At 44.3% G+C, this 13,080-nt stretch carries 8 protein-coding genes; 1 reads left to right on the plus strand and 7 read right to left on the minus strand.

Going from position 1 to position 13,080, the window contains the following annotated elements; translation table 11 throughout:
* Positions 1-85: 85 nt before the first annotated feature.
* The 6 genes from NST47_RS35635 to NST47_RS35660 all read right to left on the minus strand — a co-directional run bounded on the left by NST47_RS35635 (position 86) and on the right by NST47_RS35660 (position 5,833).
* On the minus strand, positions 86-952 hold the full coding sequence (locus tag NST47_RS35635; protein WP_341159331.1) for an inositol monophosphatase family protein: 867 nt from the start codon (positions 950-952) through the stop codon (positions 86-88).
* Positions 953-1,217: 265 nt separating this feature from the next.
* On the minus strand, positions 1,218-1,988 hold the full coding sequence (gene fabI / locus NST47_RS35640) for an enoyl-ACP reductase FabI (RefSeq protein WP_240417911.1): 771 nt from the start codon (positions 1,986-1,988) through the stop codon (positions 1,218-1,220).
* A 133-nt stretch (positions 1,989-2,121) separates the two neighbouring features.
* On the minus strand, positions 2,122-3,108 hold the full coding sequence (gene uvsE, locus NST47_RS35645) for a UV DNA damage repair endonuclease UvsE (RefSeq protein ID WP_341159332.1): 987 nt from the start codon (positions 3,106-3,108) through the stop codon (positions 2,122-2,124).
* A 133-nt stretch (positions 3,109-3,241) separates the two neighbouring features.
* Complete coding sequence (locus NST47_RS35650) at positions 3,242-3,562, minus strand: hypothetical protein (RefSeq protein ID WP_240417913.1); 321 nt, start codon at positions 3,560-3,562, stop codon at positions 3,242-3,244.
* Between the two features lie 47 nt (positions 3,563-3,609).
* A complete protein-coding gene (locus NST47_RS35655; protein WP_341159333.1) occupies positions 3,610-4,734 on the minus strand; it encodes a D-alanine--D-alanine ligase in 1,125 nt (374 codons plus the stop codon).
* 76 nt (positions 4,735-4,810) lie between these two features.
* A complete protein-coding gene (locus NST47_RS35660) occupies positions 4,811-5,833 on the minus strand; it encodes an amidase domain-containing protein (protein WP_341159334.1) in 1,023 nt (340 codons plus the stop codon).
* A 269-nt stretch (positions 5,834-6,102) separates the two neighbouring features.
* Between NST47_RS35660 and acnA the strand changes: the two genes are divergently transcribed.
* Entirely contained in the window at positions 6,103-8,811 is a 2,709-nt protein-coding gene (gene acnA, locus NST47_RS35665; RefSeq protein ID WP_341159335.1) for an aconitate hydratase AcnA, read from the plus strand.
* 173 nt (positions 8,812-8,984) lie between these two features.
* On the opposite strand, the gene NST47_RS35670 is transcribed toward acnA, so the two are convergent.
* Complete coding sequence (locus NST47_RS35670) at positions 8,985-12,815, minus strand: S-layer homology domain-containing protein (protein WP_341159336.1); 3,831 nt, start codon at positions 12,813-12,815, stop codon at positions 8,985-8,987.
* Positions 12,816-13,080: the final 265 nt, after the last annotated feature.

Raw genomic sequence — 13,080 nt, forward strand, 5'->3', positions numbered from 1 at the left:
AAATACATACGGATACCAGAAAGAAAAAAATAACCTCCACTGCCCACTAAATATGGACTAAGAGGAGGTTGTATAAAGTCTAATACTACTTTTTAATAGAAATTGCGTTGGCTGTAGTCAACTCATGTTGAAGCTGGTCATGGATCAATCCGTTCGACGCAAGCACATTCCGTACATGTAATGTATAGGGATTACCTTCCGTATCCGTTATCGATCCACCGGACTCTTGTATGAGCAAAGCCCCAGCTGCCATATCCCACGAATTCAGGCCTATCTCCCAAAAGCCACTCAAGCGGCCAGCAGCTACATATGCCATATGCAAAGCTGCAGATCCAGCAACACGGATATTTCTAACCTTAGGAGACAATGCATTCAAGCCACGCAGGTTAACAGGCAATGCACCCTCGCGATCTGCTGGTAATCCGGTCGCAACAAGACTCTCGATGAGCTTGCTTTCCTGCGATACCTGCATCCTTTTGCCTCTTAAATAGGCACCTTTCCCTTTTTCAGCCACGAACAGTTCATTATGAATAGGATTATAAACCACACCCACGATGACCTCCCCTTTGTGCGCCAGCGCTATAGAGACACTGAAAAACGGAAAGCCATGAACAAAGTTAGTCGTACCGTCCAAAGGATCAACAATCCACAAATATTCAGCATCGCTAACATCCTTCAATGCTTGGACCGAAGCGGCTGGCCCTGGCTCAACTCCTTCTTCCCCAAGAATCGAATGATGCGGAAAATGGGTTTGAATCAAATTGCGGATCATTTTTTCCGCACCTTTATCTACTTCAGTTACTAGATCATGAGAAGAGTATTTGGTATTCAAGCTGTTGAAATCTCCCAATTTGCTTTGAACCCATTCGCCTGCCTTGGAGGCCGTATTAATGGCTACAGCGGTAAAGCTTTTACTTCCAACCGAGAAGGAGTTATTTCCTTCATTAGACATTCCAATCAGCCCTTTTTCCAAAAAAGTTTTATAGTAGTGGTACAACTACTAGTTAGTATAGTGAATATACGCTTTAATTGCCACAAAGTTTCAACATACTTCTGAATTGTCACACTCCATACCGATAAGACAATCTATTAGTAGATTTCTAATGTTATCTTATGATGCTCACTCTTCAATCGCTTGTACGAAAGAGCAATAAAAAAAGCTGTTGATTCCTCAACAGCTTTACTGGTTTAACTATACTATTTACTTGTAATCTAAATTATACCCCTACGATATGGTATCCATTGTCTACATATATGACTTCTCCAGTTATGCCGCGGGACAAATGGCTCATCAAGAACATCGCAGTATCGCCCACTTCTGCAACTTCGGTAGTACGGCGCATCGGCGCTTTTTCCTCAACACTGCGCAGAATGGAGTTAAAATCCTTAATGCCTTTGGCTGCCAATGTACGAATAGGACCTGCAGAAATGGCATTAACACGTACATTAAACTGTCCAAGATCACTAGCCAGGTAACGAACACTTGCTTCTAGGGCAGCCTTGGCAACACCCATAACATTGTAATTTTTCATTGCACGTTCGGCACCAAGATAAGTCATTGTCATGATACTGCCACCTTCGGTCATCAACGGATACATCCTTTGAGCTACAGCTACCAAGGAGTAGGCACTAATATCCTGAGCCAGCGCATAGCCTTCACGTGAAGTATCTACAAACAAGCCTTCGAGCTCTTCTGTTTTGGCAAATGCAATACTATGTACCAAACCATGCAGCACACCAAACTGTTCCTTGACGATAGCAGCCAATGTGTCGATTTCTGCATCAACCGTTACATTACAAGGCAAAACCGTTGTATTGGGAAGTGTATTCGCCAACTTGCGTACCCGTTCCTCTACACGTTCATTCTCAAACGTAAAAGCAAGTGTCGCCCCTTGTGCAGATAAAGATTGGGCAATTGCCCACGCAATGCTGCGGTCGTTCGCAACACCCATAACAAGTATATTTTTACCGGATAAAAGTCCACTCATACTAATAAATTCCCCTCTCAACATTAAAATACGTTCATTATCACTCCTTTCTCAAGGTACTTCATTTGGACAAAATATTCAAGCAATAACGAAGTTTTTCATATGAATTATCTAATACGTTTACAACCTGATCTCAAAGCTTAAAGGAAGCCTGACTTAAAACCTCCAGATCAGATTCCTCAGTGATTTCCTTCATCAGCTGGAATAAGGCATCATCTTTCTTTTTGGCCTCAATCATCACATCAACCCTTGGCGTTAGCGGGGCAATTGACCTTAGAAATGTAAGCAGGGGTCCGGGATCAATAAAGTCGGCATGACTCCTCGCATCTTTTTCACTTTTGGGACTGGATACATGAATTTTGGGGGGAAGCTCCAATTGTGTTCCCTGCTCCGTTTGTCCTTTCCATGTCTGCAAAATACGCGGCCACAGGACTGTACAATCTGCTAATTCCTCCTCATGATTGACTTCATGATGATGTATATCGAGTACCATCGGTGTATTCGTAATTTCACATACTTCCAGTGTTTCGGAGGCTGTGAAGGTTTTATCGTCATTTTCCAATGTCATTCGATTGCGAATCCGCTCCGGCAACGCCTTGAAGCGTTCGATAAATCGCTGTGAAGCAGCTTGTTTGTCTCCATACATACCGCCAACATGGATGTTGCATTTAGCTGACTCATCAAGACCCATCGCCTCCAGCATAGCAACGTGGGAGTCCAGATCAGCAAGCGAGTTTGCGAGCACATCTGCACGCGGAGTGCTCAGGACGGTGAAATGATCGGGGTGAAAGCTGAGTCTCATCGCATTTTTAATAGCATAGCCTCCGAGCTCCGCAAATGCTTCCGTAAGCACCTCCATCGGGTTCCAATCATTCAGCATCTCATGACCACGCAGAGGGATCAGTTTGGAGGAGCATCGATATAATTCGATATCGTGTGCCCGGTTGTGCTTAAGAAGACGCAGCGTATTATGTATATTTTCTATGGCTATACGCTCCAGCTTGCGGACCGCTGCGGCCCGATTATTCAATTTATCAAAGCTGGCGGCTGTCATTGTTTTGGATGGAGACGCGTTAGATACCTGCATGGACATCGCAACATAACCAAGACGTACGATCATAGTGGCATATCAGCTCCAATTTTCAGATATGTTCATAGGATGCCCTACAATCACAGGGTCTATAAAAATTATGACAACAATAAAAAGAACACCTTGCCGCTGCTGCGCAAGATGCTCGAGGTTAATCTAGCTATTAGTTGGACACCTGGCTAAAATACATTTCATCAGCCAAAGCGGTCTGGATGCGTGCCTCTTCTTCCGTTAATCGGCGAACCAGCTCCATTTCAACCTGGGTAATCTCTTCGCCTTGAAAATTAATTTCGGCGATTGACACCAAAATTTTGACTATGGCAACCGCTTTGTTATCGAGGCTGTACGCAATAACCATTTGGCCTGTCGGGTACACACGAAATCCGCTTTTAACCATTTTGCTTCGGCCGTACTCCAATAACTCGTAGAGCTCCTGCTCGGATTTGAACTTGCATACAGAATTGAACTCAGTCTGGAACCCCATATGAACTCCCCTTTCAAAATAATTATTGTAAAAGACTTCTCATCCAATTATACCTCAAATGAATACTGCAGCCGCTGCTTGTCTTGATGGCGCTTCAATGCAAGTCCAATCAGTTCATCCAACAATTGAGCGTAAGGCTTGCCGGTTTCCTTCCAGAGTAGAGGATACATGCTGAAAGGCGTAAATCCGGGCATCGTATTAATTTCATTAATGAATAGCTGATTGTCTTCTTTACGTATGAAAAAGTCAATTCGGGACAATCCAGAACCGTCCACTGCCTGATAAGCGCGAATAGCAAGCTCTCTAATTCGTTCAGACAGCTCATCAGGAATTTCCGCAGGTATAATCATCGAGGAGGTCCCGTCTACATACTTGGCCTTGTAATCGTAAAACTCTCTTGTGGAAACCACCTCTCCCACCACAGATGCTTCAGGATCATCGTTCCCCAAAATTGCAACTTCCACCTCTCGGGCATTCACATTCTCTTCTACAATAACTTTACGGTCATATAGAAAGGCACTATGAATGGCTTCGATAAGCTCCTCACGATTTTTGGCTTTGCTGATTCCGACACTGGACCCGAGATTAGCAGGCTTAACAAAGCAAGGATAGCCGATGGCCACTTCAATCTCCATAATGAAGTAAGCATTGTCCTTCTCCCATTGTGTTCTTGTAAAGTGGCGGAATATGCATTGAGGCAAGCCTTCCTGCTCAAATACTCTTTTCATCATGACCTTGTCCATACCAACCGATGAAGCCAGAACACCTGCACCTACGTATGCAATATTGGCCATTTCCAGCAGACCCTGGATCGTACCGTCTTCTCCAAATGTCCCATGCAATAAAGGTAGAACCACATCAATCTGTTGGTTGGTCGCAGCTCCATCGGTTGCAATTGATCCTGAGGGCTGCAGGGAATTGAAAATAGGCTGAATGGAAAAAGCTTCTTCAGAGCTGGCAGCCGGTTCAAATTGCAGCTCTGCAATATGCTTGGGGGGTCCTTGCAGCTGCAAGCCTGAGCGCCATTCGCCCTGTTTGGTTATGTAAAATGGTATAATTTCATATTTACTCATGTCAATGGCTGCAGTAACGGCAAGTGCAGTTTGAAGCGAAACTTCATGTTCTCCAGACTTTCCACCGTAAATTAAGCCAATGCGAATTTTGTCGTTCATAATAACCTCCGAAAATGAATTGTAAGATGTGAATAGTAACCTACTGAATCCCGTAAGCTAAGAGCATGTTTAACCATCAGTCTTGGTCGATCACATGCAAAAACCGATACCGCGTCTGTTCTGTCCAGGCATACGAATCTTTATAGCTCCAGTATCGATGCTTGCTGTTTGTCGTATGTGCATTGACCAAGGGCATCCCATTGGCATCCTTAGCAGTTACAATCGTGCTGTGGCGATAACGCCCGTCACCATTCCAATCGTAGCTAATGACATCTCCCAACTCAAGGTTTTCGGCCTTATGGACTTCTTTTGCCCGCAGTCCATGATCATTTGATGTCATATATCCTTGTAGACTCTGTGCTACAGCCCAACTGAAGCTCCACAGCTCCTGACTGTTATTGCGGCCTTTATACCACCAGCCAGAATCTCTTTTTCCAGTATAGTGCATAGGAGCTTCACCTGCAAAGAGGCATTGGGATATATAATTGCTGCAGTCGACTTCAAACTCCAGATAGGCCGGATTAGCTTGATCCCACCATCGGTCGGCATATTGAACTGCTTTATGGCGATCGTAGTAATTTTTCCTAAGAGCCGGCTCCAAATAAGGAAGCACCTCATAATTTAAAAACGGCATAGAGGAAAGCTTCAGCAGTCCCTGGTCAACGGTTTGGGGGACTGAGGCTGCAGAAGGGGACATAGCTACACGCTGGGTAGGCTGAAGCAGCTCATTGCCTGTGGATTGAATGTTTGTAATGACCCATTTTCCTTCTTGCTCTTCGAAGGTAAGCTGCTCACTTTCCAGCCGCCTCTCTTCATGCTCAGTGACTCCTATGATTCCGACCATGGACTGCCTGAGTCTGATGGATGCTGTCACATAGGCGGGCTGCTCAGTGGTTTGTGTGATGGTAAGTCTTGTCTCATTTTTTACTGGGGAATAATGTCGATCCTGATCGTTTTGCGAGGTCCTGGCCAGACGCCTGATTTGTGCCTGCAGGAATGGAACATCCGTGACGAATGGCAGTAAGGGTTCAATCGAATAATCCAGATTCATTTGATTTTTATGATGAACATATTCGTAGAGCATCATTTTCCATGACATGCGGTCTACCTCCATTGATATCAAATGACCGATTTTCATCCAATTTGTATCACAGTCAGGACAAGCTTATGCACATACCTTAATGATTCCAATATATGAAGGAATACGTCTGATAATGATTCAATTTAACCTTTACGTAGCCTTCCGCAGCATGTATACTTAACTTATAACAATTATGAAATCTTGTTTCATTCTGTGAAACAAAAGTTGTTTTGGACAATAGCTCATTCTGAATTACAGACTTATCATTCAAAGGAGGACATTCACACATGGCTAGAAAAGATCATTACTCAGTACGCACACCGCTCGAAGTTAATGGTAAAACCTACCAATATTACAGTTTGCCTGGACTTCAAGAACAAGGTCACGGCAATATTTCCGCACTGCCTTTTTCCATTAAGGTGCTTCTCGAAGCAGCGGTTCGTCAATTTGATGGCAGAGCTATCACATCTGAGCACGTCAAACAAATCGCAACCTGGACGGAAGGCAGAGAAGAGAAGGAAATTCCTTTTATTCCCGCTCGTATTGTTTTGCAGGATTTCACAGGGGTTCCGGTTGTAGTTGACTTGGCCGCTATGAGAGATACGGTAAAGCTTGCTGGTGGAAATCCTAAGCAAATTAATCCGCTTGTACCTGTTGATTTGGTTATTGACCACTCGGTTATGGTTGATGCTTTTGGTACTGCCGACGCTTTGGAAACCAATATGAATATCGAATTCGAGCGTAATGAAGAGCGTTATCGTTTCCTTCGTTGGGCTCAAACCGCATTTGACAATTTCCGTGCTGTTCCGCCAGCTACAGGTATCGTGCATCAGGTTAACCTAGAGTATTTGGCTTCCGTAGCTGCTACCAAGCTAATTGACGGCGAGACTGAAGTATATCCGGATTCACTGGTAGGTACGGATTCCCATACAACGATGATCAACGGTCTTGGTATCGTAGGCTGGGGAGTTGGCGGTATCGAAGCTGAGGCCGGTATGCTTGGACAACCTTTGTATTTTGTCACACCTGAAGTTATTGGCTTCAAGCTGACTGGCAATCTTCCAGAAGGTTCCACGGCTACCGATTTGGCCCTGACTGTTACACAAATGCTTCGTAAAAAAGGTGTTGTCGGTAAATTTGTTGAATTCTATGGTCCTGGTCTTAGCAATATCAGTCTGGCTGACCGTGCAACAGTTGCCAATATGGCTCCCGAGTATGGTGCTACAGTAGGATTTTTCCCTGTTGACTCCGAGTCACTTAATTATTTAAAAGGAACTGGCCGTGAGGATGATCAAATCGCTCTGGTTGAGGCTTACTATAAAGCACAAGGCATGTTCCGTACTGATGATACACCTGACCCTGTATTCAGTGACGTTATTGAGCTCGATATGTCAGCAGTCGTACCAAGCTTGGCAGGTCCAAAACGTCCACAGGATCGTGTTGAACTAACTTCCATGAAGCAGGCTTTCCATGATATTGTTCGCACACCGATCGAAAAAGGCGGTTACGGCTTAAGTGACGCCAAAATCGAAGAAGTTATTGATGTACAGCATGCCAATGGCGATGTTAGCAAAATGGGTACAGGCGCTGTTGTTATCGCCGCGATTACCAGCTGCACCAACACTTCCAACCCAAGCGTTATGATCGGTGCCGGTTTAGTAGCCAAAAAGGCAGTTGCCCGCGGCTTAAGAAAACCTGCTTACGTAAAAAGCAGCTTGACTCCAGGATCGCTGGTTGTAACTGACTATTTGAAAAATGCAGGTTTGCTGGAATCCCTTGAAGCTTTGGGCTTCTACGTTGCAGGCTACGGCTGTGCCACCTGTATCGGAAACTCCGGTCCTTTGCCGGATGAAGTGAGTCAAGCGATCACTGATAACGACATGACTGTGGCTGCCGTATTATCCGGTAACCGTAACTTTGAAGGCCGTGTGCATGCTCAAGTCAAAGCTAACTATTTGGCTTCCCCGCCGTTAGTTGTCGCTTATGCTCTGGCTGGTACTGTTAACATTGATCTGGCTAACGATCCAATTGGCTATGACCAAGCTAATCAACCTGTTTATTTAAAAGATATTTGGCCATCCAATGCAGAGATTCAAGAGGCTATTGCTACAGCCATGAGCCCAAGCATTTATCGTGAGAAGTACTCAAATGTGTTCCGTGCTAATGAGCGTTGGAATGCGATCGAGGTTCCTGAGGGTGATCTGTACGAGTGGGACGAAAAATCGACTTATATCGCAAATCCTCCATTCTTCGAGCGTTTAGGCGATGGTGTAGCCGATATGGCTGATATCCATGGTGCAAAAACATTGGCACTGCTTGGCGATTCGGTAACAACCGACCATATCTCTCCTGCTGGTAACATTAAGGCCGACAGTCCTGCTGGCAAGTTCTTGATGGAGCATGGCGTTAGAAAAGAAGATTTCAACTCTTACGGATCCCGCCGCGGTCACCATGAAGTGATGATGCGCGGAACGTTCGCTAATATTCGTATTCGTAATCAGGTAGCACCAGGAACTGAAGGCGGCGTAACTACCTATCTTCCAACAGGTGAAGTCGAATCGATTTATGATGCTTCCATGAAGTATCAGGATCAAGACACGAATCTTGTCGTTATTGCAGGTAAAGAATACGGTACGGGCAGCTCCCGTGACTGGGCCGCAAAGGGTACATTCCTACTGGGTGTTAAGGCCGTTATAGCTGAAAGCTTTGAGCGTATTCACCGCTCGAACCTCGTAGGTATGGGCGTGCTTCCTCTGCAATTCAAATCAGGACACGGCTGGAGTGCACTTGGTATTACAGGTACTGAAACCTTTGATATTACAGGCTTGGATAACAATGTGCAGCCGGGTCAGGATGTAACCGTCACTGCTACTCGACTGGACGGAACCAGCTTCAGCTTTGAAGTCATTGTACGTTTGGACAGCTCGGTAGACATCGATTACTATCGCAATGGCGGTATTCTCCAAACAGTACTTCGTCAAATGATCGCCGAATAAGTTGAGGCAATAGCATAATGTATGAGAGGCTATTTCTGAGGTCCATAAACTTCAGGGATGGCCTCTTTATTTGTGGGTTATCATACCGATAGTGAAGAACACAAAGAGGAGGCTGTTCCGTAAGCACACAATCTGCTTAAGGAAACAGCCTCCTCTTTTCACCTACCTACAACCTACAGGTTAGCTGGCAGAGCCTTCAAATATTTTTGCAGCAATCGTACAGCAACTTGTCCTGCTTCAGCCCTTGTCATATTGGCTAAAGGATAGAAGTTAACAAGCGGTTTATTCTTGGAAGGGATTGGTGATACGACATTGCTGCCGACCATAATTCCTGCAGAGTTTAATGCATCAACTGCCGAGCGAGCGTAATTATTGATAGAGTCACTGTCAGCAAAAGCTTTTTCAACTTTCGCTTTAAGCTTGTCATCATTAACGGCCAGCTTCACATTCAACGCGCGTGAGATCATCACCGCAGCATCTTGGCGTGTTAATTGTAAATCCGGTGCAAATACGAGATCATTCAAGCCTTGTACAATACCAGCCCTTGCAGCTGTTTCGATTTCTTCATAATTCCAAGTGGCCGAACGGCTTCCTGGGATAATGTCGAAAAACGTCTTTTTATCATCATAATTCAATCTCATACCTAAGGAACGAACAAGCAGTGCGGCAAATTCACCACGTGTTACGTAATCGGAAGCCCCAAAATCGTTGCTGCGAAGTGCAGGCATGTACCCTTTAGCCAGCAGTGTTTGCAAAATGTTCCTTGCCCATTCATGATTGGATACATCCTCATAACCATATTTCAGCTTACCAACCATATAGTATCCGAAGTTATCAAATGGAACCTCAATGGTTTTTGCTTTAACATTGACTTCTCCGCCAATATTTCTCCAAATTCCATCGTCTCCCAAATAAAATACCGTTACTTCCGTAGCCGATTGATCCACGACAGCATCATTGTATTTAAGGGTTAACGTTCCACGGTCAGTTGGTAAAATTTTACGATTGGCGTAATTGTTATAACGCGTGTAGGTTCCTTCTGTGGAATAAGGAGCTAATCCACCTGTAACATATTTATAATCAGAAGCTCCTACCTTGGATTGCTCACCAAGACCTGCGGAAATCCAGAAATAATCTGATACTCTTGTAAAATGATCACGACCCAAATCATTTGAGAACTGCGTGGACAACGAGCTATCGATAGGGATGACAGTTTGTGATGTTTGCGGTGTCCGGTAATCAATATCTGTTCCCAATTTTTGATTATAATCATTCACAAGATCGGTATTACCATTCTGAGGATCGGCAATCCCGAACAAAATATTACCTGTCGGCTCAATCTTTCCATCAATGACGCGGCGCAGAACGTTTGTCTTAGGGAAAGTTAATTGCAGATTTTTGTTGAATACATCATGCTTTGTGCCAAGCGGTTCCATGAACATGGCGCCCACACCATTACTCGTTACATAGCGTACAGTAATCGTTTCCTTGGCTTGGTTAGTACCATTCTGTACGACCAGATTGATTTTATTATCAGTGTCACCCTTTAAACCCGTTAACGTGTAAACAAAACGATTCGCAACGTCTGTACGAGGCTTTGCAGAATTTCCATTAATCTTTACATCAGAAGCCCCAACCGCTTCCACATCGAAAGTAATAAAATTCTTATTTACAATGATCGCTTCACCCGTATTGGCAATAGGTGCAAGCAAGCGATATGGAACACTTTGACTTATAACGGTGAGCGTCTGGTTTACCTTGGCACCAGCGGTATTCGTGAATTCAATCGTATACACATGGGTTCCGGCAGATAGGGGAACATCATTCATACGAATTTTAAACCCGCTAGTTGTCCCATCATAGTTAACTGAGCTGTAATAAGCATTACCAGCAGTAGAACCTGGTGTAGGAGTACCGGTATACATCAGATTCTGACCTTCTCTGACAGTGACAAGATTCGCTCCTGCACCTTCAATGAAAAAGTCGAATTTAGCCAATGTTGTCGTATACGTGTTATTACTTAAAATTAGTTCTGGTGAAGCTGGTAAATAAATGGTTGGATCTGTACTGCTGATATCTCCACGCGGCCCGTTCGGAGGCGTTAGCGGACGAACGATGTTGATGTTAGGTGTGTTCTCATCCACGACATAGAATGTAACTTCCTTCGTGTACTTACGTAAAACACCCGGTGTAGGAAGTGCGCTATCACTGTAATCGACAATAATTTTGAGTACGTTCCGCCCTGTGAAGAGTGGTCCAGGCTGTACGCCAGGAGTGGCAAGATCCGAATCTCCAATGACTAATTGAGTCGGGTCTATATTGTATGAACCATCTGGCTGCACTGCAGAAATATTTGGAAATGGAACACTCGTATTATTAATAATTAATTGCTTAGCCAGCATACTTGTACCGAAACCAATGATTTTACCCTTTAACGTGATGCTTTGAACCGATGCTGATGAAGAATTAATGTTGAACACCTGGTCGTTGTAGATATTATCCAGATCGACATACAGCTTGGCTACGAAAGTAATTTTACCTGTATAGGAGACCGGAGCTGCTCCAGCGGAGAACGCCAACGTCTGGGTACCTTCAGGCAAACCAGTTATTTTATATATCTGCTTGCCTGCGTTAACCGTACCGGTTGGAACAACTGCTTCCAATGTCAATCCCAGTGATACAGTTCCAAGAGGCTGAATGGCAACCTTTAATTCATTAGCAGTCCCCGCTGCAGTCAAAGGTTGTGATGGATTTACCATGATATAAAATTCCGATCCGGTTACACTTGAACCATTGAAAGGAACCGCTGAAGTACTGTCGTCAACAGCACCACCTGTGTATTCAGGCGACAGCAGCTCAACACCTCTGATTACTGTTCCAGATACATGCTTGAAGCTAAAAGCTTTACCAATAGCAATCGGAGCTGCTGCTAATGTAGGATACGATAGAGACACAATAACCGGCTGTGTGGAGCTTGGATCGGTAATTGTTGCGGGCAGGTTAAAGGTAGTAGTCGTAAACTTGACCAATTTATAAGCAGGGTCGCCATACGTATTGGTAATTACCGTTTCGGCAGCAGCACCACCATCTATCGTTACAGCTTGACCGTTTATGGTAATGGCTGTATTTGCATCGTTATATGGTTCAGCTTGAAAAGGATACAGCACTTCCATCGTAAGTGATGCTGTGCCAGCTGGGTCCGTTAATGTCGGAATTGTGCCCAGAATATCCTTCGTTTCTGATCCTTCAGTGATACTAACTGCAGTGAACGGTTGAGTCGGGTCGTAGTAATAAACCTGACGCTTTACACTAACAGAATCCGTGTTGTTGGACAATGTGATATCGAATTTATTTAGCCCGGGCGTCAAGGTAATCGCAGGAGCGTAATAAAGCCCATTGCTTAGCACAGAGGCACTTTGTCCATTAACGGTTACTTTCGTGGCATTACTTGCATTCCCTTGAATGTAAGCCACACTATTCGTCAGAACCAAGCCTGTACTCTCATTCAAATCATAATTCTGGTTGTTCGATGTAATTTGCATAGTATTAATCAATGGTGCCGTATCGTACAGCACATAAAACACATCGGTTTTCGTTGCACCGCCCTGTGATCCAGTAAAGGTCAATCGGTTATAGCCGGGAAACAACTGAACACCGCTAATCTGAAACCGATTATTGGTAGCCCCCACAGACGTATTGAAAGTTCTGCCGGATTGTGCCGACCAAGGTGTATTATTTATTGAAACGATCTGATCGACAGTTAAGACCAAGGTACTGCCAGTCATTTGCTGAAATGAACCTGTGATGGAAAGTGTGGCTGCATTCGTAACTTTTGCTGTCGTACGATTCAGAGCGGCTGGCGAGGTTACGATATCCATATTACCTGTTACCGCCAGTGACGCGTCGTCAGGAATAAAAAAACTGGATGCTGCCTGAGCCGCAGGTAACGGAAGAATCGACACCAGCAATGCAAACATAAGCGTAAAGTTTATTAATTTCTTCATGTGTTTCAAGTATTTCAATGCAATCGCTCCTTATTTATAAATCGTAATTTGGCTCCAACTTCCCCCGAACTTGTCCTACCATCACCACCCTAATTCTAACCCCTCTAGCATTATTGACCTGAAAGCAGAATTTCCCCAATAGACTATGATACTTATATCGGCTTGAGAGCATATTTTTTTTAACAATCATTGAAAAAAGTTCCCCGCTCACAATCTTGCAATACAAATATCAACTTTCCTCTAAGTTTTACCGATATAATGGGAG

The sequence above is a fragment of the Paenibacillus sp. FSL H8-0034 genome (genome assembly GCF_038000305.1).
In the GTDB taxonomy this organism is placed as follows: Bacteria; Bacillota; Bacilli; order Paenibacillales; family NBRC-103111; genus Paenibacillus_S.